At 43.6% G+C, this 20,943-nt stretch carries 19 protein-coding genes; 9 read left to right on the top strand and 10 right to left on the bottom strand.

What is annotated here, in order from left to right:
• Window positions 1-353: 353 nt before the first annotated feature.
• The 3 genes from ELS82_RS06065 to ELS82_RS06055 all read right to left on the bottom strand — a co-directional run bounded on the left by ELS82_RS06065 (window position 354) and on the right by ELS82_RS06055 (window position 4,012).
• Window positions 354-545 (bottom strand): hypothetical protein, encoded by a 192-nt coding sequence (locus tag ELS82_RS06065; RefSeq protein ID WP_134834676.1) that lies wholly within the window; start codon window positions 543-545, stop codon window positions 354-356.
• A gap of 287 nt (window positions 546-832) precedes the next feature.
• Window positions 833-1,792 (bottom strand): TerC/Alx family metal homeostasis membrane protein, encoded by a 960-nt coding sequence (locus ELS82_RS06060; protein WP_134834675.1) that lies wholly within the window; start codon window positions 1,790-1,792, stop codon window positions 833-835.
• Between the two features lie 468 nt (window positions 1,793-2,260).
• Window positions 2,261-4,012: a bifunctional metallophosphatase/5'-nucleotidase gene (locus ELS82_RS06055; protein WP_134834674.1), complete on the bottom strand. Its 1,752-nt coding sequence runs from the start codon at window positions 4,010-4,012 to the stop codon at window positions 2,261-2,263.
• Between the two features lie 229 nt (window positions 4,013-4,241).
• On the opposite strand from ELS82_RS06055, the gene ELS82_RS06050 reads away from it, so the two are divergent.
• Window positions 4,242-5,873, top strand: a complete 1,632-nt coding sequence (locus ELS82_RS06050) for an ATP-dependent endonuclease (RefSeq protein ID WP_134834673.1) — start codon at window positions 4,242-4,244, stop codon at window positions 5,871-5,873.
• A gap of 111 nt (window positions 5,874-5,984) precedes the next feature.
• Here the strand turns inward: ELS82_RS06050 and ELS82_RS06045 are convergent, their stop codons facing one another.
• Window positions 5,985-6,467, bottom strand: a complete 483-nt coding sequence (locus tag ELS82_RS06045; RefSeq protein ID WP_134834672.1) for a DUF1097 domain-containing protein — start codon at window positions 6,465-6,467, stop codon at window positions 5,985-5,987.
• Between the two features lie 178 nt (window positions 6,468-6,645).
• Entirely contained in the window at window positions 6,646-7,551 is a 906-nt protein-coding gene (locus tag ELS82_RS06040; RefSeq protein WP_134834671.1) for a LysR substrate-binding domain-containing protein, read from the bottom strand.
• A gap of 251 nt (window positions 7,552-7,802) precedes the next feature.
• Between ELS82_RS06040 and focA the strand changes: the two genes are divergently transcribed.
• Window positions 7,803-9,254 carry a formate transporter FocA gene (gene focA, locus ELS82_RS06035; protein ID WP_134834670.1) on the top strand — a complete coding sequence of 484 codons (1,452 nt, stop codon included), beginning with the start codon at window positions 7,803-7,805 and terminating at the stop codon, window positions 9,252-9,254.
• A gap of 98 nt (window positions 9,255-9,352) precedes the next feature.
• On the opposite strand, the gene ELS82_RS06030 is transcribed toward focA, so the two are convergent.
• The 3 genes from ELS82_RS06030 to ELS82_RS06020 form a co-directional block, all read right to left on the bottom strand.
• A complete protein-coding gene (locus tag ELS82_RS06030; protein ID WP_134834669.1) occupies window positions 9,353-9,922 on the bottom strand; it encodes a YceI family protein in 570 nt (189 codons plus the stop codon).
• Complete coding sequence (locus ELS82_RS06025; protein WP_134834668.1) at window positions 9,919-10,458, bottom strand: cytochrome b; 540 nt, start codon at window positions 10,456-10,458, stop codon at window positions 9,919-9,921. Before ELS82_RS06025 ends, ELS82_RS06030 begins: the two co-directional genes overlap by 4 nt.
• A 152-nt stretch (window positions 10,459-10,610) precedes the next feature.
• The gene (locus ELS82_RS06020; RefSeq protein WP_134834667.1) at window positions 10,611-10,859 is read right to left on the bottom strand and encodes a DUF2164 domain-containing protein; all 249 of its coding nucleotides are present in this window, start codon (window positions 10,857-10,859) and stop codon (window positions 10,611-10,613) included.
• Between the two features lie 103 nt (window positions 10,860-10,962).
• On the opposite strand from ELS82_RS06020, the gene ELS82_RS06015 reads away from it, so the two are divergent.
• From ELS82_RS06015 to dcuC, 3 genes are all read left to right on the top strand, one after another.
• A complete protein-coding gene (locus ELS82_RS06015) occupies window positions 10,963-11,598 on the top strand; it encodes a hypothetical protein (protein WP_134834754.1) in 636 nt (211 codons plus the stop codon).
• A 375-nt stretch (window positions 11,599-11,973) separates the two neighbouring features.
• The gene (locus ELS82_RS06010) at window positions 11,974-12,819 is read left to right on the top strand and encodes an EAL domain-containing protein (protein WP_134834666.1); all 846 of its coding nucleotides are present in this window, start codon (window positions 11,974-11,976) and stop codon (window positions 12,817-12,819) included.
• Window positions 12,820-13,061: 242 nt separating this feature from the next.
• Window positions 13,062-14,429 carry an anaerobic C4-dicarboxylate transporter DcuC gene (dcuC, locus tag ELS82_RS06005; RefSeq protein WP_004411725.1) on the top strand — a complete coding sequence of 456 codons (1,368 nt, stop codon included), beginning with the start codon at window positions 13,062-13,064 and terminating at the stop codon, window positions 14,427-14,429.
• A gap of 72 nt (window positions 14,430-14,501) precedes the next feature.
• Here the strand turns inward: dcuC and ELS82_RS06000 are convergent, their stop codons facing one another.
• Together ELS82_RS06000 and narQ are read right to left on the bottom strand one after the other, a co-directional pair.
• Window positions 14,502-15,134, bottom strand: coding sequence for a response regulator (locus ELS82_RS06000; RefSeq protein ID WP_053439123.1), 633 nt, complete (start codon window positions 15,132-15,134; stop codon window positions 14,502-14,504).
• On the bottom strand, window positions 15,121-16,854 hold the full coding sequence (gene narQ / locus ELS82_RS05995; protein ID WP_134834665.1) for a nitrate/nitrite two-component system sensor histidine kinase NarQ: 1,734 nt from the start codon (window positions 16,852-16,854) through the stop codon (window positions 15,121-15,123). The genes ELS82_RS06000 and narQ overlap by 14 nt, the downstream gene beginning before the upstream one ends.
• A gap of 243 nt (window positions 16,855-17,097) precedes the next feature.
• Here narQ and napF point away from each other — a divergent pair, with 243 nt between their 5' ends.
• From napF to ELS82_RS05975, 4 genes are all read left to right on the top strand, one after another.
• Window positions 17,098-17,580 (top strand): ferredoxin-type protein NapF, encoded by a 483-nt coding sequence (gene napF / locus ELS82_RS05990; protein WP_134834664.1) that lies wholly within the window; start codon window positions 17,098-17,100, stop codon window positions 17,578-17,580.
• Window positions 17,581-17,594: 14 nt separating this feature from the next.
• Entirely contained in the window at window positions 17,595-17,909 is a 315-nt protein-coding gene (locus tag ELS82_RS05985) for a chaperone NapD (RefSeq protein ID WP_134834663.1), read from the top strand.
• Window positions 17,906-20,395: a periplasmic nitrate reductase subunit alpha gene (gene napA / locus ELS82_RS05980; protein ID WP_134834662.1), complete on the top strand. Its 2,490-nt coding sequence runs from the start codon at window positions 17,906-17,908 to the stop codon at window positions 20,393-20,395. The genes ELS82_RS05985 and napA overlap by 4 nt, the downstream gene beginning before the upstream one ends.
• 73 nt (window positions 20,396-20,468) lie before the next feature.
• The gene (locus ELS82_RS05975; protein ID WP_134834661.1) at window positions 20,469-20,924 is read left to right on the top strand and encodes a nitrate reductase cytochrome c-type subunit; all 456 of its coding nucleotides are present in this window, start codon (window positions 20,469-20,471) and stop codon (window positions 20,922-20,924) included.
• Window positions 20,925-20,943 lie beyond the last annotated feature (19 nt).

The following is a 20,943-nucleotide window of genomic DNA, read 5'->3' as shown; positions in this document are numbered from 1 at the left end:
GTTGACGTTATATGTGGATATCAAAATAACACCTCATCCTATGCAAAGTGATCCATGGGCGTAGATCAAAAGGAGTAGATTCAGTTTTGGATTTAAGCTCACATTGAAGAGGATGAATTAGATCAGTACATTACACAGCTATGGCAAAAAAAGTGAGTTATACAACACTTTGTAGCAGTAGAGCGATGACGAGCTGTAGGATTACAACAAAGTGCCTCAATTATGAGAAACATGATCTTGTGCCATGTCTGTTATCGAATTCCCATCGTAAGCCAATGCACTTTTCATTTCCTACAAGCATAAAAAAACGCCAGCTATTCCTAGCTGGCGTTTTTGAAATCTGCTCGTTCGAATTAACGATATAGACCGATATCTTTCTGCATGTGACCAGACAAATCATTTGCGTAGTACGCACGTGGTTCGCTGTTGTCAGTGAAAAGAATATCTAATAAGTGTGCAATCAATCCTTTGAAAGAAACCGCGTAGGTTTTTTTATCCATAGAGATAGGTGCGTCGATAGTACCCATTTGCATTGCTTGTGCCATGATTGCCTCTCTATAAACTGGTGTAATTCGTTTTGTTGAGGCAATAATAGGCAATATTTATTTGCACAAAAAATGACTATTTTTGGTTTTTCGAATTACTTTTTCTAATGAAACAATGCGTTAACAGTGCAATTTTCCAATTATGCACAAAAGGCTCACTCAGGCGCATAACCAACTACAATAAATGAATTACTATTTTCCCCATCGCGATAACCCCTGCTTTAGATCACAAATGTTTTACAAACATTCGCAATCGAAAGCAGGAAGTCACTCGCAAGATAATTAGTTTATTTATCAACAGTTACTGTTGTTTCTTGCAAACCATTTTTTTGCTTAATGATTGAAGCAATCACCGCCACTGTCATCGTCGCCAATAGCACAAGTAATGATACTGCTGTTGGGATTTCCCATGCTGAACCTACTAACATCATCTTGATACCAATAAATATCATAATGAACGATAGCGCAGGTTTGAGGTAGATAAACTTATCCATCATACCCTGAAGTACAAAGTACAGAGAACGCAAACCAAGCAAAGCAAATACGTTTGCAGCCAAGACTAAGAACGGCTCTCTTGTTACTGCAAAGATCGCTGGAATAGAGTCAAGAGCAAACATCACGTCCATAAACGCGATCACCGCAATCACGATGAACATTGGCGTCGCGATGCGCTTACCCTGTTCAACGATCGTCAACGCATTACCTGCGTAGCTATCGGAAACCGGAACAAGTTTACGAATAATGCGCTCAGGCAGTGGATTGATTTCGTCTTCGCCTTTGTCACGTGCTAACTGGATACCCGTCCAAATCAAGAACGAAGCGAATAGGTAAAGAATCCAGTGATACTGAGCAAGGAGCTGAGCGCCGACCGCAATCATGATTGCACGTAACACTAGCGCACCAATCACACCCCATAGCAACGCTCTTGGACGTAAATGCTCTGGTACTGCATATTGATGGAAAATAATCGCAAACACGAACAAGTTATCTACGCTCAGTGATTTCTCAAGCAGATAGCCGGTAATAAACGATAGTGTCGCTTTTTCTGCTGTGTATTCACTGCCAGGTGCGTACACATCCCAGAATAGGTAAATAGTAGCGGCAAACAAAAACGCGAGTGCAAACCAAAATAGACTCCATACAGCGGCTTTCTTGATGGTTATCTTTCCACCACGAGTTTGCCAAATGTCCAGAGCGACCAGAGTAAGCGTCAATAAACCGAAACTGAAGTAAGTAATTGGGGTCATGTATCCTCCAAAGGCGGAGGGATCGAGGAACTAAAGATGTGTGACGATCCCTACCGCAAACAAACTCATTACCCAGCGGTTAAGCTAGGTAACATTGATTGCGTTGGTCTCGTCGAAATATGCCTAACTGAGTGATTCAGTGTACATACTTATACTTACCGGATAGAACGACGTCTAACGAGATGACGATAAGTAAACCAGAGGCGACTACTCCCCAAACAAGGCGGATTTTATGCCTGAAAATTGAATTCGTCTATAAGAAAAATCAAAAAGGAGCAAAAAAATGCTCCTTTTACTCAACACTATTGGCTTGGTTGTTTCAACCCTATACGCCACCAATAGGAACAAAGTAGACAAGTGCAGACCATACGCCAATCCAACTAACAACGACCGCTACATCAATCCAATCTCGACTCCACATAATACCCCCTGAGTATTATTCATACATAGCATGAACCCAGAGATTATTTAGCAACCTTTATGCCATTGCCTTTTTTGTTCGCTGCGCTGGTCGCGGTTAAGTACACCTGGCATTTTGCTAAGTAGCTCAATAAAACAATCAGCCATGGAAACAATTGTGATTAACCCTTCCCCTTGCATGTTTAGAATCGCTTCATAGCCTTCTTTGCCCTTCATGGTATAAGCCGACGATGTCCCTGTATAAATTTTATTTGATTCAACAGGTTGCCAAACGCCTTGTGCATCACGAATTTCCATCTGTTGCACTCGATTGCCAGCTTCAGCTTCGTAGACGTACTTAAAACGAAGGTTATTTGTGTATGGATAAGAACCGTCCCCAGTACCATTGACGCCATTGTTCAAAGCATTATTAATCGCGCCTTCGATGATAAGAGGCAAGAATTCTCCCTTGATCTTATATACACCAATGGGAACGGCAAATGGCAGCAGCTTTCCGGCAACGTCTGCCACCGAAACATCACCGGCATTAAGTGAGTTCCTAACGCCACCCGCATTATGAATGGCGAAATCGACCTTATGACCTAACTGCGTCATTTTATAGGTAAAGGATTCCGCGACTAGCGGCGCTAGTTGACTAGGCCCTTGCTGATCAGGCACGCGAACATGACGCAGTTTTTGGTTGGCACTCGCGATGATCTCTTTTTGCAGTATCCGTACTCGCGAAATGTATTTTTCTTCAAGAATCGATTGAAGCGCGCGATCTTTTTTACATACCACCACATTCGGATGGTTATCGATAAAGTTTCGTGCCAGTTGATACGGCGTTTCACTGTGTGTTTGACTCATGCTGGCGTCGATAAACAGGCGTCGCCCAAGTAGCAACTCGTTTTTGCCATTGAACGTAGCCACAGAACCATCTTGATTAAACTCAATATCGCAGTGACCAAGACTCAAAGCGTGGTAACCAGCTTGTACCACATAGGTATTGTTGACTCTTACACCGTACTCATCGTCTTTAATTAACCCTAGACTGCTAAAGTCACCCTGTAACCTATGACTGTGTCCACCAACAATCACGCTAATACCATCAACATGATTAGCGAGATCTAGGTCAGCGTCATAGCCCATATGGCTTAACAAGATAATCTTATTGATACCCGCTGCTTGTATCTGTTCCACAGTCAGCTTCGCCGTTTCAATCGCATTGATGAAAGGTGTATCGATATCTGGATTAGAGATATCAGCCATTTTGTCTAGGGCTAAAGAGAATATCGCCACCTTGTCACCATCAACCGATTTCTCAATCCAATTGGCGGCCTTAGTTGCGCTGTTATAGGCGATAACACTCGGGTTATCAGCAAGGCGAATCGATTTGGATGTTAACTCATTTGAAAGATCCCAGTTACCCGCAAGCAGTGGGAATTCGATTTGTTGGGCAAACTGAGCAACGGGTTCGTTACCCATATCGAGTTCATGATTACCTAGTGCCATAGCATCAATCTTGAGGCTATTGAGCAAGGTCGCATTGGCTTCACCTTTAAACAGGGAGAAGTAAAGCGTGCCTTGAAAGCAGTCACCGGCATGCAAAAATAGGAGTTCTGTACTTTGTGATTGAGCTTGTTGGCGTAATTGTTCTACGCGTGTCGCGATACGCGCAAAGCCACCAGCACTGACAAATGGAGAGAGTTTTTCTCCGTTTACATCAATGGTGAGTTGCAGCGACGTAGGTTCAAAGTATGAGTGTGTGTCATTAATGTGCGCTATTCTTAGCTTTGTCGTTTTGTTCTTTTTATCTGTCATATTCATCTCTCTTTTCACTCACATCCTACCGCAACCAATGTGACAGATTCATTATATTTCACATTTATATTAAACATGACGTTTCATATACATTGATATCTTTGAGCAAAATCACTCACTTATTGACAATACCCTATCCAGTATTGATGCGAGTTTGTGAGCTAAATGTCTGCTATAACAGGAAAATTCTATTATGCTTAATATAGAAATGACGTAATGGAGTGATTCAATGAAGCTTGAGCGAATCGAAATATCTGGTTTTCGCGGAATCAAACGTTTATCTATTGCCTTTGATGAGCTCACTACTTTGATCGGTGAGAACACTTGGGGTAAATCATCACTATTGGATGCGCTTTCTGTCGCACTCCCACCTGAAGGTGACCCTTACAACTTCGAAATGGCGGACTTTCATGTCGACTATTCCGTCTCGCACCCACAAACTCAGCACTTACAAATCGTATTGAGCCTGATTTCTACCGACAAAAATGAAATCCATTCAGGCCGATACAGAAGAATCAAACCTATCTGGGTTCAAGATGGAAATGGTGTAAATCGGATTATTTACCGGTTAAGTGCGTCAAGAGATGGCTACGATATCGTAACTCGCTATTCATTTCTTGATTTGGAAGGTATCCCTTTACCTCTCCACCATTCAGAAAAACTCGCTCAAGAGTTGATGTCGTTACATCCGGTTATTCGCTTAAAAGACTCTCGCCGCTTTGAACGACCAATCAATAACACTAAAGATGTTAATGCACGAGTTGAGAAACGAATCGATAACACTTGCCGGCGTTTGATGGCGATCCCGGGACATGTCAATAAGGGGGAAATGAGAAGCAGCTTGAGCTCAATGAATGCTTTGGTCGAGCACTATTTCTCATTTAAGCCCAACGTTCGTAGTAATCTGCGTAAACAGCGCGATGGGATCTTTTTCAATGCCTCACCCGGTAGTAAGAGTATTTCTGAGGTTGTCGAAGAAACCAAAGATAAACAGACGCGGCTATTGTTTATGGGGCTACTCAACGCATACTTGCAAGCCAAAGGTCCCACTACATTAAGGCGATGTGCCCGCCCGCTATTGATCATTGAAGATCCCGAAGGACGTTTGCACCCTACTCACTTGGCGCGCGCGTGGGGCCTACTGCAGTTATTACCTATGCAGAAGATTTTAACCACCAACAGTGGCGATCTATTAGGTCAAGTTCCACTGCATAGTATTCGTCGCTTAGTTAGGCAGTCCGATCGCACTATTACCACCTATTTATCAGACCAAGGATTAGGCCGAGACGAGTTTCGTCGAATTGGCTTTCATATTCGCTTTCATCGTCCAGGCGCGCTATTTGCTCGCTGTTGGCTATTGGTTGAAGGTGAAACCGAAGTTTGGCTGTTCAATGAGCTTGCTAATCAGTGTGGCTATAACCTTGCAGCAGAAGGTGTGCAAATCATCGAGTTCGCTCAGTCCGGACTGAAATCTTTGATTAAAGTGGCTAAAGCGTTTGGCATTGATTGGCACGTAGTGACGGATGGCGATGCAGCAGGTAAGAAATATGCAGCAGCGGTGAAGGCCCAATTGGATAACGATCAACAAAGACATCGCCTAACTGAGCTGCCTGACAGAGATATCGAGCACTATCTCTATAACAATGGCTTCGAGGAATTCTTTAAAAACATGCTTAAGATTCCTCTCGACCATCCTATTCCGGCGAAAAAGGTCGTCACTCGTGTTCTGAAGAAGTTTGCTAAACCCGACTTAGCGTTGGCGATTGTTTCTCACTGTGAGAAGCAAGGTGTGGAAGGGATTCCTTTACTGTTACGTTGGACGCTAAAACGAGTCGTTACTATGGCGAACGGTAACACATAAAAAAGCGGCATCGAATTTATCGATGCCGCGTATCAAAAATCGGTGATACAAATCAATCGGGGGTAGTCCAAGCTGCCCTTTTCAAAAACAGCTGAGACTTATCTAAGGTCACTACCGTGTCTGTAGACTTGCATTAACCTGAGATTGCTTTGACTTTTGATGTAACCACAGTCCACTCGCCTTCATTAGGTAACCAAAAATGCCACCTAAAATTAGTGATGGAACCACAAGCTTCCAGTTACCATCGGCAGCAAATGTCGCGCAAGATCCGATAAACGTACCTGGGATATAAGCAAGCCACGACTGTTTCGCCTGAATACACATAAAGAATGCAACAACAGCGGTGATGACATAGCCTAGGATTTCAAGTGAAACGAATTGCGAACCATGAATGATCACCATCGCCCAGAAAACACCGCTCATATTGGTTATCAAACTTACTGATAGGCCTTTAAAGCCATCGTTAGATGATGCAAAGTAGCTTGTGCAGCCTAAAAACCCAGCCCACGATAGTAGTCCAAGTGTCACAGCTATCCAGCCCCAAAGCCCAGATAAAATGCCAGTAGTCAGGGAGATTGCGAATAAAGTGCTCATTACGCCTCGCTCAGTGTGTGGTTTCACACATCAAAAGTACAAGTAGGCATCTTAGAGAAACTCCGCTCGCAATCACACATTACAGATCACACTTTAAAGTCTAATTTATACATTCATTTCACAAAACCTGTGATGCAATCGATATTTCAACAGAAATAGGTAATAACAAAATCACCAATCAGAGCACAGATGGCTTGCCCTTCATCATCCTTGCGCCTTCTCTTTTGATACATTCCACAAGCGGATTTTCAACCATATCGGCACGCCAGATGAAAGAGAGCGTTCTTTCCATTTTCAATTCAGGCACATTTAACGCAACTAAATGACCACTTTCAATAAAGCGTTCAACGTCAAGGTAAGGCAAACAAGTGATGTACTGGCCATGCTCAACCATACTACGAAGTACTGGAACGTGTTCGTATTCTCGCCATACATCAAGATCTTCAATTAAGTGATGAATTGAGCTGTCGAATATCATCCGTGTACCACTCCCGTGCTCACGTAATACCCATTTAGCTTGTTCTAGTTGGGCTAGGCCGACCGTTTCTTGCTTTGCAAATGGATGATGGGCTGCCGCGACAACGGTCAAATGGTCTCGGCACCACACCTCTTGGTGAAGTCGATTGTCATCGCAACGACCTTCGATGATACCGAGGTCATATTTATAATCTAAAACCCCTTCAATCACACTGTCTGTACTTTTTACCTTTAGTGAGATTCGCATTTCTGGAAATGAGTTATCAATAATACTGATAAGGTCTGGGACAAGATGTTCTGCGGGAGTCTGGCTAGCCCCTAGCTTAAGGTGACCGCTAAGCAAATGCTGCTCGTAAAAGCCCATTTCAATCTGCTGGGCATCTTGTAATAAGCGTTTGGCCTTAGGTCTTAACCACATGCCCCAATGCGTTAACGCCATCTGTTTACCTTGGCGTTCGAATAAAGGTCGCCCAAGCATCTTTTCTAATTGAGCTAACGACATACTTGTCGCTGATTGAGTTAAAGCTAACTTATCGGCGGCAAGGCTGACACTTCCAGTATCCGCAACAGCATCAAACACGGTCAGCTGCTTTAATGAGTATCGCATAGGACTCCTATCCTTGTGTATTGCATGAGTTTTACACCATTAAAAACTCTACTAGTTACATATCCATCATCAATGATACGCAAGCCGTTTCATTCTACCTGCTCCCACCCCTATATCAATATTTTTGATAAGGATTTTAAAAATTATCAATTTTACCTCTACCTCCACCCTACATATTCTGAATGGGCAGTCACGAAACGTAACTGCACTTTTAAGGAGATTACTTATGACGTTTACATTCGGGAGTGCGTATGACACCGGCTCAAACGAATAACCAATACTTTTCGCCAATGGAAATGATGGCTGAAGCTGAGAAGTTCGCATTAAGCAAAGCGAAAAAAAGCAGCGGTATGACATTAAGCTTGGCGATCATGGCAGGTGCTTTTATCGGCTTAGCTTTCTTGTTCTATATAACCGTGACTACAGGTAGTACCGACGCTGGCTGGGGGCTTAGCCGCTTAGCCGGAGGACTTGCCTTTAGTATGGGCTTAATACTTATCGTCATTTGCGGCGGTGAACTATTTACTAGCTCAGTACTTTCAAGCATCTCTTGGGCAAACAAACAGATTAGCTTTGGCAAGATGCTTTCAATCTGGGGCAAGGTCTACATCGGTAACTTTATCGGTGCCATGTTGCTACTAACTATTGTTGCAGCGGCAGGTTTATACCAGATGGATCATGGCCAATGGGGTTTGAATGCTCTCAATATCGCACAGCACAAGCTTCATCACACCCCTCTGCAAGCATTTGCTTTAGGTGTGCTATGTAACTTACTGGTTTGTTTGGCAATTTGGCTAACATTTAGCAGCGCGAATGCCCTAACGAAAGCAGCAATGACGATTATGCCTGTAGCAATGTTTGTTTCCAGTGGCTTCGAGCACTGCGTGGCGAATATGTTTATGGTTCCACTTGGCATCGTTATTCAAAACTTCGCGCCTGATTCATTCTGGCAGCAAGTTGGCGTTAATGCAGCGCAATACTCAGACCTAAATATTCAGCAATTCCTGTTTGCGAACTTAATCCCGGTGACCTTCGGCAACATCGTTGGTGGCGCAGTGTTAGTTGGTCTTGCCAACTGGGGGATCTACCGCAGACCACAACTTAAAGCAGCGAATGTTCGCACTATTACAAAGACAACTCAGATTAACTCGGCTAAGGAAATCACCATGAACAACAACATCACAGCTAAACATGTAATGAACACTACCCCTCTAACTCTACGTGCAGAGATGCTTACTCCTGTTGCTATTGATTCTTTACTAGAGCATCACCAAATCAGCGCGCCAGTTTGTGATATCGAAGGCCGCTTAGTTGGGTTCTTCTCAGCACATGACGTTATGGTTGACCTTTGGTGCCAAGATTACCTTCCAGCTAAAGATCAGAAAATCGTCGACATTATGGCTCGTGAGGTGGTTGCAATTGACGTGGACGATAAGCTTGTTGATATCGCAGAATTTCTTTGCATTGATAAAGAGCAGCTTTATCCAACGACCAGCATGGGCATTGCAACTCAGCTCACCACTCTATCGCTTGAAGAACGTGCAAAAGCAATGAAAGTAAGTAAACCGCATGTACTACCAGTCCTAGACAATGGAAAGCTTGTTGGTGTGATTACAAGGGAAAATGTTTTGGAAGCACTACGCCCTATTTATGGCGAGCGTATGAATATCGTAGAAACCCAGCGTGAACTCGAAACTGCATAATAATAAAAAACACTAACAACGCTGTGGCTCAGAATTTGGTCCGGAAATAAGTCGCTTGACCAAACCGCCCCCAACCTAGGTTGGGGGCATTTTTGTTTTTACTTCTTGATGCCTTCGACATGCAGTTCCATGTCAACATAGTTTGAAGTGCCCATTACAGCGATATCAAAATCAGCAAGCTCTAGACGAGTTGTACCGATAAAGCCAGCACGCTCACCACCCCAAGGGTCTTGACCAGCACCGATAAACGTTGCGTCAATTGTGATAGGCTTAGTTACACCGTGTAGGTTTAGATCACCATTAACTTCTAGTTTGCCTTCACCTTTGTCGACAACACTTGTGCTTGTGAAGGTCGCAGTTGAGAACTTAGACGCATCAATAAAGTCTGAGCTACGAATATGTTTGTCACGCTCTGCATGGTTTGAATCTAGACTTGTAGTGTCTACATTCACCGTTACTTTTGATGCTGATACGTTTGCTGGATCGTACGAAAACTCACCATCAAATGTATTGAAACGACCTTTGATAAAGCTGTAGCCCAAGTGACTTACTTTAAAGTTCACTGAAGCATGAGCGCCTTTTGTGTCGATCATGTAATCCGCCGCGCTTGCACCAAATGGTAATGCCATTACCATTGCTAATCCGGTAGCAAATAACGTTTTTTTCATTTTGAAGCTCCTATCATCTTGCGTAGCGTGTTGTCTTTATTAATAAAGTGGTGTTTCAAAGCTGCTATAGCGTGGACGGCAGCAATAAGAATCAGCGCCCAAGCAGCATAAAAATGAATCTGTCCAGCCATATCAGCCTGCCCTTCGAATAGAGCACCTAGGCCAGGAATAGTGAACCAGTTGAAGACATCGATTCCTCGACCATCTTCTGTTGAAATCAAGTAGCCGGAAATAGGCAGTACGAGCAAAATGACGTACATGACTAAATGAGCCAATTTAGCACCAACGACTTCGTAGCTCGCCCCTTCCACCCTTGGTGACGGTGTAACAAACTTCCAAACCAATCTAATCACGGTCACTGCAGCTAACAGTAGACCAATAGATTTATGCCAATGCGGCGCCGTTCGGTACCATTCACTGTAGTACGAAAGATCAACCATCCACAAACCGACCGCAAACATACCAATGACGACAATTGCCGACAGCCAATGAATGGCGCGCGCAAGTGCATTGTAGTTTTTTACTTCTGATTCCATTTGTATGCCCTAGTGGTTAAATGACTCTTGTTATTATTTAGAGTACATATCTCTTTTTCGTTGCAACAGATTATTTACCATTCTTTACATTAGTGAAATATTCTCCGCTCGATGAAGTCGTTCAAAAAATTTGAAGAAACTTTTTCGGTATGTCAAAAGTCACTTGGTTGCTCTATTTCATACAGTTCATCAGCAATATCGACAATCTTACGCTGCATGATCGTCTCTGCGTCCGCCAACCCTTGATTATAAAAGGCTGGACCAAATTTATTCGTAATAAATTCCAGTAAAAAATCAGCATCAAATTGACCAATTTCCACATCGAGCTCATCTTCTAAATAGCCTTGTAGCGCCTTAGCCATTGCCTGTTTTTGTTGTGATGTAAATTCAATCTTCGACATAAACCCCTAAGGCTCCTCATGTTTTAGTCGATTAAGTGTAACTAAAGTTATCATACGCGTGTTACGCTAGTTGCGCATATTGCTCATTATGGAGAGATGGATCTTGTTATTGGATGTGCTAGTTCAGAGTGTCAATGAATTTCAGGCTGACTGCATGGCGTTGTGTGAAAAGCACTACCCTACAATTCACAATAAAGGAATGAGCGAACATCATTTAGGATTAGCGTTTGCGCGCAGGCTATCAAGAACCTTGAATGAGTTTGGGCACGATTATGACTATAAGCCCCTAGATACCCCTCAAGCATCTGATCTTCCTCATCACTATCGTGTCAGCTCTGATATTGGCACTGTTTGGATCTTAACTTCACACCTTGTTAGTGCTGGGCCTTCATGCCGAAAGAAGCTGTTTAAGACAGTTGCACAATGGCAAGAAGAGTATGGCTTTGCGGTTCAGCCCAATGATCTCTTATTGCTACTCACCGATCACTGGATTACGCGCAGTAAACAGAGTCGAGAGCTCCTTCATTGGTGGACGGGAGAACTCCCTGATGAAATCGATGAGTACCGCGTTCAAGGGATCTCATTGTATGAAAGTGAATCCCAACTGGCGTTGTCACTTGAAGAGCATTTCAAATTGAGCCCGTACTTCGTAAAATTCACGCACCCGCTAAAACGAGCAACGGACCGCCAACTGGTTCGAAAATACATCCAACTGTACTCTGTCGTTCAACTGAGCTGATAGGCTTTGGCTACCTGTATTTGTAATTGGTCGCCATTTTCTTAGCACAGTCCTCATATTGCTATTGTAGAACCACTTACCTTCTAGGGAGGTTGAGAGACTCCTCCCGAAAAGAGACTGTGACACCCTTCACTACTATCATTTCAAATTGTAACAGATAAAATCTTACGGCTTAGCTTGTTTCTAACAATATAACTATCAAGGTAGTTGTTTGATTTTTGTATGGTATTGATAAAACTTTACGTCAGTTCAGTTATTGCTAAGATTAAAGATGACGCAAATATTGACAAAATCACGTCATTGTCAATATTATGTCAAAAGTTTGCTTTATGGCATTCTGAAAAGTGCATTAGTTAATTGAGGTCGGAAGTAAATATGATTCTCTCTACACAGCAACAGTTTGTTGACTGTCTTTCTATCAATGAGCATTTCCAATATGTCGGCCAATACAAGGAACTGACTCTACATAGCGTTTTTCAGCCCATCTTTAACCCAGACAACCAAATCATTGGTGTTGAGGCTCTAGTTCGTATCCAGCATGCTCAGAATGGTTGCGTTAGACCAGACGTTTTTTTCCATTCAGACGAGACTTGCTTTGATGACAAGATCAATGTCGAGCGATTAAGTCGTGTTATCCATATCCGCAACTTCGCAAGATCTAAGCTGCGCCATCTAAAGCTCTTTTTGAATGTGTTGCCTTCTGCAGGTGAATATTTAGCGTTAGAAAACATTGATACTAGCTTGCTTGCCCAGCGCCTTAGAGCTCTAGGTATTAGCAACAACCAACTTGTGATGGAAGTTGTAGAACTGGAAGCAGACAATGAGCAAAGCCTTGCTAACGCGATGAAAAAGTTGAACGACAGTCAGTTCAATATCGCAGTCGATGATTTCGGTATTGATGCATCAAACCGTGAACGTGTTGAAAGGCTCAAACCCAATATTTTAAAAATCGATCGCTCGCTAATGCTCTCTTATATGGATGGCGACCAGTTCGCTTTACTTTCCGGATTGAAACTTGCGCAGAAGCTAGGCTCTCTCATCGTCGTTGAAGGCATTGAAACAGAAGAGCAGTTAACGGCAATGCGCTCACTCAATGTCGATATGTACCAAGGATATCACTTAGCCATGCCAGAGCCTCTGGAAGCGGTTTACCGTGAGGAGTGCAATGATCTCGCTTCACTTGGTAACCCTGCCTCTATTTATATCGGTTCGTCTCGATGAGTCGACTGTAGATCGAGATTTGATCTAGCTAAAACTTTCTAGCCCTCCATCAGCATTATATTTAACATCTGTAAAACCATATAAATACAAGATGTTTCACTAGATTTAATACCTAACTCATTTTATTGCTCTAGATCATCGGAACCTCAACTTAGCCTCGTCGGACAGCATAGAATTCTGTACATTCTTTGAAATAGTTTGAAACAGTTTCTTTATAATTTTCAATAGTTGAGGATATTTCTATGCTGGAACTCTTAATCGGGTTAGCAGTGACGGTTGCCGTTGGCTACTTCATTGTTAAGGGCTACAAACCAGCCGGTGTTCTACTCACGGCAGGTGTGCTACTTCTAATTTTAACGGGTCTCATTGGACATACCGTTCTCCCTTCAAAAGTAGCCTCAACCGGTAACCTTTTTACTGACGCGCTAGAATACGTCAAATACATGCTGCAGTACCGTGGTGGCGGTCTAGGTATGCAAATCATGTTACTTTGTGGTTTCGCTTCTTACATGACTCACATTGGCGCAAACAATGTTGTTGTTAAACAGTTTTCTAAGCCTCTATCTGTTATTAAGTCGCCTTACGTTCTGTTAGTGGCTGCCTATATTGTTGCATGTCTTATGTCTCTGGCTGTGAGCTCAGCAACGGGCCTAGGTGTACTCTTGATGGCAACACTATTCCCTATGATGACTGCAATGGGTATCTCTCGCCCAGCAGCGGTAGCGGTATGTGCTTCACCTGCTGCAATCATCCTTTCACCAACCTCCGGTGACGTTGTGATCGCGGCAGAGAAATCAGGCTTAGATTTAGATGTATTTGCGGTACAAACGGTATTGCCAGTTTCTATCTGCGCGATCATCGTAATGGCCGTTGCTGCCTTCTTCTGGAACAAGTACCTAGATAAGAAAGACAATTCACCAATGGAGCGTGTCGACGTTTCTGAGATTGAAGTAAACGCACCTGCTTTCTATGCAGTACTGCCTTTTCTTCCAATCATCGGGGTATTTCTATTCAACGGTCGCACTATTCCAGGCCTGAAACTCGATATCTACACCATTGTAGTGCTATCAATCTTCATTGGCGCCCTAACCGACTTTGTTGTTAAGCGTTTTGATGGAGAAAAGACGCTCGCAGATCTCGAATCATGCTACCAAGGCATGGCTGACGCATTTAAAGGTGTGGTCATGCTATTAGTCGCTGCGGGTGTGTTTGCGCAAGGTCTAATGTCTATTGGCGCGATCGATAACCTACTTCACCTTGCGGAAACCGCTGGTGCTGGTGGTATCGCTCTAATGCTTATCCTAACAGGTCTAACAGTTGCTGCCGCGATTGCGACAGGTTCAGGTAACGCGCCTTTCTATGCCTTTGTTGAGCTAGCGCCTTCTCTGGCAGCTAAGATGGGCCTAAACCCGGCATTCCTTATTATTCCGATGCTTCAAGCGTCTAACTTGGGTCGTACGATTTCGCCAGTATCTGGCGTTGTGGTTGCGACTTCCGGTATGGGTAAAATTAGCCCGTTTGAAGTCGTAAAACGTACCTCAGTGCCGGTTGTATGTGGTTTGATTACGGTTATCTTCGGTACCTTAGTACTGGTACCAATGACCGCTTAATTGATACTTTTCATACAGAAAGGGGGAGCTCATTTGAGCTCCCCCTTTTTCGTTTATCGCTACTTGAGCACGTTATTTCATTTCACCATAACGCTCAAGGTACAGCACTGTCGCTGCAGTACGCGATGGCACTTGAAGCTTCTTCAGCAAGCTTTTCATGTGAACCTTTACGGTCGACTCAGAAATGAACAAGGTATCCGCGATTTGTTTGTTTCTAAGACCTTTCGCAACCTCTTTCAAGATCTGCATTTCACGATCAGTTAGCTCGTCAAACACACTGCTGCTGTTTTCTCTTTCAGCCAAGTAAGTTGCCACCTCTTGACTGTACGCCTTGTTACCGCGTAACGAATCTTTCAGCAAATCGATCAATTCATCAGGCTCAGTATCTTTAAGCAAGTAACCATCTGCGCCTGCTTTAACGATCGCTTCGATATCTGCTGGGCTATCTGAAACCGTTAGGATAACGATAGTTGCATCACATTCATCGGCACGTAAAGCGTTAAGTGTGTCTAGGCCAGACATCCCCTTCATATTCAAATCAAGGAGAATTAGATCTGGTTTGTGCTCATGGTTTTGGGCAACGGCATCCGTACCATTGCTTGCTTCTGCAACGACTTCAAATTCATCTTCGAAACTCAACAGTTGGTTGATACCACGTCGCATTAATGGATGGTCATCGACCAATAACACTCTACACTTTGTCAATGTTTGAATCCTTAATTTTTGGGTACTTTAAATAGACCTCACAGCCCTGCATTTCATTCGCTGTGATGGTTAGCTTGCCGCTAAGCCTTGAGGCACGCTCTTGCATAATACTCAGTCCGTAATGGTTGGCTTTTTCTAGTTTCGTATCGAAGCCAATCCCATCATCTTTTACCAAGACTTGGATGTGAGTTTCTGTTTCGTCGCACTCTATTTTTATATGTTTTGCCTGCGCATGCTTGATTGCATTAGTTGCCGCTTCACGTATCAACTGCAATAAGTGTACTTGTTGGTTTGTCTCTAGTTCAATAGAGGACAATTGGTTATTGAGCTCAATCTCAGCATCGGTCTGATCAGATAGCTGTTCCGTCATGCTTTGAAGAGCGGTACCAAAGCTGCCTTCTTGAATAGATAACCTGAAGGTCGTCAGTAGCTCACGCAACTGCGTGTAAGCCGCAGACAACCCTGTATCTAGCTCAGCCAACACTGGTGAAGTTTTCTCTAGTGCCGGTGAATCCGGTAGTTTGCTCATACCTCTCTTCAATAAAGAGACTTGTATCTTCAAGTATGACAACGCTTGCGCTAATGAGTCATGGAGCTCGCGGGCGATAGTGGCACGCTCTTCCATAACGAGTAACTGTTCTGCTTGGCGCTGAGCCTGATTGTAATATACCGCACGCGATAAGATCTGCACAAAGTTGTCAATCAATGCTTGATCTGGACACGGTAAAGAGACCTTCCAATATAGCGTACCAAGCTCTAGACCATCTAAAACGAGTTTCTGACTACTGCAACTCTTCTTGCAGTTTCTGCATGCCTCGCCTTCAGAGATCAAAATAGGTTTTTCGCCTACTTCATTGATTTCTAATCTAGCTGCTGAAATGCCTTCTAAGCTAACAATATGCTTTAAGATTGCTGAAAAGTTATCTTGCGTAATCCTCGAAACCGTAAGCTCTTGTGAGGATTGATATAAAACGCGCAAAGAATCGTTAGCATTTTGCAGTTTTAAGGTTTTCTCGTTAACGGCCTTTTCTAGACCTCGGTATAGGTTACCTAAATCACGAGCCATATTGTTGAACGCTTTGGCTAACACGCCCATCTCATTCTCGCTAGAGATATTGAGCTGGACATCAAATGAGCGCGCTTGAATTTGCTCACTTGCTAAAACTAACGAGTTCAAAGGCGTCACAACATGTTTTCGCGTGTAGTGCACAACAAAAATACTGATTAAGAGTACAAAACCTAGCCCTAAACCACCAACCCAAGCAAGTGAGATCAGCTTCGTTTCCGAAAAGTCTTGCAGTTTAAACACAAACGCATCGATCTGATTAACAAACCCTTCGACCAGCTGCAAATAGCGCTCTCTATCGTCGCCTTTTAGAACCAGTTTTAGCTCATGCCAACGAGTGATCAAACTGTAGTAATCGTGGGTTATGTCCACAGGCACCACCCAATGTTGCAGTGCTTTCATTGAAGGTGAATAAATCGAGTGCTCAAACATCACAATATGAGACTCATAATCGTGTGATTCAGACTGAATATCGTAAGCCAGGCGGTAGCTTTGCATACGCATTGAGCCCGCAACGTTAACGGCTTCTGCATCGTTTAGGCTAGAAGCCAACATAAAAATCGCAAAGCTAGTTGTCGCCACCGAAAGTAACAGGATGCATATCATTGCCTTAGCAATGGTCGTTGTAACTGAGCTTTTCACATTCTTTAACATGTGATTTTTTAACACCTTCACACTAATTTATTGTTTACATACTAAGTTTATAATCAATTAGCGCGACAATATGTGATCACTTCGCTGTAAGTTTATTGATCTAAAACAACTTTCATCGGCAATTACCCCCTAGGGGGTATTTATCGAAATATTTCAAAAACTACAATTTATATATGGATAAATGAAAGGTTATGAACAATGATTTATCCAGAATTACAATAGCTAACAAGTTTAGGTGAGATAGTGGTAGACCTATCCAAAAGACGCTTTTTTTCAAAACGTACAGTTGACGATAATACTATTCGTTTACCGTGGCTTGCAAACAGCACTCAATTCACCGAATTGTGTACTCGCTGTGGTAAGTGTGCTGAAAACTGCGAAACGAACATCATCATTAATGGTGACGGCGGTTTTCCTCAGGTCGACTTCTCACGTGGTGAATGTACTTTTTGTTACGGATGCGCGCAGGTGTGTCCGGAGTCGTTATTTGAACCTGAACAAAATAATCCGTGGGATGCGAAAGCAAGCATTACTGACGGATGTTTAGCAAAGCAAAATGTCGAATGCCGAAGCTGTGGCGATATGTGCGAAACCATGGCAATCCAGTTTAAGTTGGAAATAGGTAAAGTCGCACAACCCAATTTAGACCTTGATGAATGTACAGGTTGTGGAGCATGCGTTGCAGTGTGCCCTACTTCATCCATCAATGTGAGCAAATTAGTATAAAACGGAAGTAAACAATGTCACTGAATGAAGTGCATATTTCTAGCTTAGTCGTTCATTGTGCCCCAGAGCACTTGGATACGATCAAGTCACAGATTAATGAGATTGATAACGCAGAGATCTACGGTGATAGCCCACAAGGTAAAATCGTCGTGGTAATGGAAACAGAAAATCAAGGTTTCATTACTGACAATATCGAAGCAATCAACAACTTACCAAACGTTTTGAGCACGGTTTTGGTTTATCACCAAATCGAAACAGAGCTTGATGAAAACGAATCAAAAAATAAAAACACTGGAACTCAACATTCCCAAACCGAGGGTGAAGTATGAAGATGACAAGACGAGCGTTTGTGAAAGCAAACGCGGCAGCATCAGCAGCAGCGGTTGCAGGTATTACATTACCAGCTTCAGCTACTAACCTGATCGCTAGCTCAGACCAAACTAAAATCACATGGGATAAAGCGCCTTGTCGTTTCTGTGGTACCGGTTGTTCTGTTCTTGTAGGTACGCAAAACGGCAAAGTTGTTGCGACTCAAGGTGACCCTGAGTCACCAGTAAACAAAGGCCTAAACTGTATTAAAGGTTACTTCCTTTCTAAGATCATGTATGGCCAAGACCGTCTAACTCAGCCACTTCTTCGTATGAAAGATGGCAAGTATGATAAAGACGGCGACTTCGCTCCTGTTTCATGGGATGTTGCTTTCGACACAATGGCTGAAAAATGGAAAGAAGCTCTTAAGAAGCAAGGTCCGACAGGCGTTGGTATGTTTGGTTCTGGTCAGTGGACAGTAATGGAAGGTTACGCTGCGGCTAAAATGATGAAAGCCGGTTTCCGTTCAAACAATATCGACCCTAACGCTCGTCACTGTATGGCATCAGCGGTAGGCGCATTCATGCGTACTTTCGGTATCGATGAGCCTATGGGTTGTTACGATGACTTCGAAGCTGCGGATTCTTTCGTGCTTTGGGGTTCGAACATGGCAGAAATGCACCCTGTTCTATGGACTCGTATTACTGACCGTCGTCTTAGCCACCCACACGTTAAAGTAAACGTACTGTCTACTTACTACCACCGTTCTTTCGAGCTAGCAGACAAAGGCTACATTTTCGAGCCACAGACAGACCTTGCAATTGCAAACTTCATCGCTAACTACATCATCGAAAACGATGCTGTAAACTGGGATTTCGTTAATAAGCACACGAACTTCAAGCAAGCGACAACCGACATCGGTTACGGCCTGCGTGACGATGATCCGCTACAAAAAGCAGCTGCTAACCCTAACTCGGGTAAAATGTCTTCTATCTCATTTGAGGAATACAAGAAGTCAGTCGCACCTTACACAGTAGAAAAAGCATCTGAGATGTCTGGTGTTTCTGAAGAGCAACTTATTGAGCTTGCTAAGCAATACGCTGATCCAGATACAAAAGTAATGTCACTATGGACTATGGGTATGAACCAACATACTCGTGGTGTATGGATGAACAGCCTTGTGTACAACATCCACCTACTAACAGGTAAGATTGCGACTCCGGGTAACAGCCCATTCTCACTAACAGGCCAGCCTTCAGCATGTGGTACTGCACGTGAAGTTGGTACGTTCGCACACCGTCTACCTGCAGATATGGTTGTTGCTAACCCTAAACACCGTAAGATTGCCGAAGGTATTTGGAATATTCCTGATGGTGTTATCCCACCAAAACCGGGTTACCACGCGGTTCTTCAAGACCGTATGCTAAAAGACGGCAAGCTTAACGCTTACTGGGTAATGTGTAACAACAACATGCAAGCCGGTCCAAACATCAACGGTGAACGTCTACCGGGTTACCGTAACCCAGAAAACTTCATTGTATGTTCTGACCCGTACCCAACAGCAACAGCGCAAGCAGCTGACCTAGTTCTACCTACAGCAATGTGGATCGAAAAAGAAGGTGCTTACGGTAACGCTGAGCGTCGTACTCAAGCTTGGTATCAACAAGTTGAAACGGTTGGCGAAGCGAAGTCTGACTTATGGCAGGTTATGGAGTTCTCTAAACGCTTCAAGATGGAAGAAGTTTGGACTGAAGAGCAACTTGCTGCGGCGCCTCAATATCGCGGTAAAACTATGTATGACATGCTATTTGCTAACGGCGTGATCAACAAGTTCCCTATCGAAGAATCTCGTGAGCTAAACGACGATGCGCACCACTTCGGTTATTACGTTCAAAAAGGCCTATTCGAAGAGTACGCTGAATTTGGTCGCGGTCATGGCCACGACTTAGCCCCTTACGATGTTTACCACGAAGTACGTGGCCTACGCTGGCCTGTTGTTGATGGTAAAGAAACATTATGGCGCTATAAAGAAGGCTCAGATCCATATGCGAAAGCTGGCTCTGGTTGGGACTTCTACGGTAAACCAGATGGTAAGGCTCTTATTATCTCGGCTCCATATGAAGCGCCACCAGAAGCACCTGATGCTGAATTCGATATGTGGCTATGTACTGGCCGTGTTCTTGAGCACTGGCACACAGGTACTATGACTCGTCGCGTACCTGAGCTTTACAAAGCCGTTCCTGATGCTGTTTGTTATATGCACCCAGCAGATGCGAAAGCACGTGGCGTTCGCCGTGGTGACGAAGTACTGATGGCTAACAAACGTGGTGAAGTACGTGTTCGTGTTGAAACACGCGGCCGTAACCGCCCACCTCAAGGCTTGGTATTCGTACCGTTCTTTGACGCACGCATTCTTATTAACAAGCTAATTCTTGACGCGACTGACCCACTGTCTAAACAGACAGACTTCAAGAAGTGTCCAGTTAAGATCACTAAGATCGCTTAAATATGAATGCTCTGACTGCTCTTTTTTAGAGCAGTCAGAATCAAGAATTTGGCCATTAGGCGGAGAATTAATAATGAAAAATTTTCTAATTGCACTGTTATCTGTTGGTGCTCTTATCAGCGGCGCGGCCGTTGCTGAAATCGAAAACCCAGGCGGTATCGGTGGTCTTGAGTCTTTACGTGGTGCAAGCGAGTTAGAAACAACGCGCGCTGCAGACGACTTTAAAAAGTTCCCACGTGAACAAGTACTAGACAGCAGCTTTGTATATCAGCCACCACTGATCCCGCACAACATTCGTAGCTACGAAGTGTCTCTAAATGCGAATAAATGTCTAGCATGTCACAGCTGGAAAAACGCAAAAGAGATGGGTGCAACTAAAATCAGTGTGACTCACTATGTAAACCGCGAAGATGCTGTACTTGCTGACGTATCACCTCGCCGTTACTTCTGTCTTCAGTGTCACGTTCCTCAAGCAAACGCGAAACCGCTTGTAGAAAATGAATACAAGAGTGTAGATGCGCTTAAATAAGCACACGTGAGTAAATAAG

This window comes from Vibrio ouci (assembly GCF_004551525.1).
GTDB classification, from domain to species: domain Bacteria; phylum Pseudomonadota; class Gammaproteobacteria; order Enterobacterales; family Vibrionaceae; genus Vibrio; species Vibrio ouci.
This window is presented reverse-complemented; position numbering and strand designations above follow the sequence as displayed.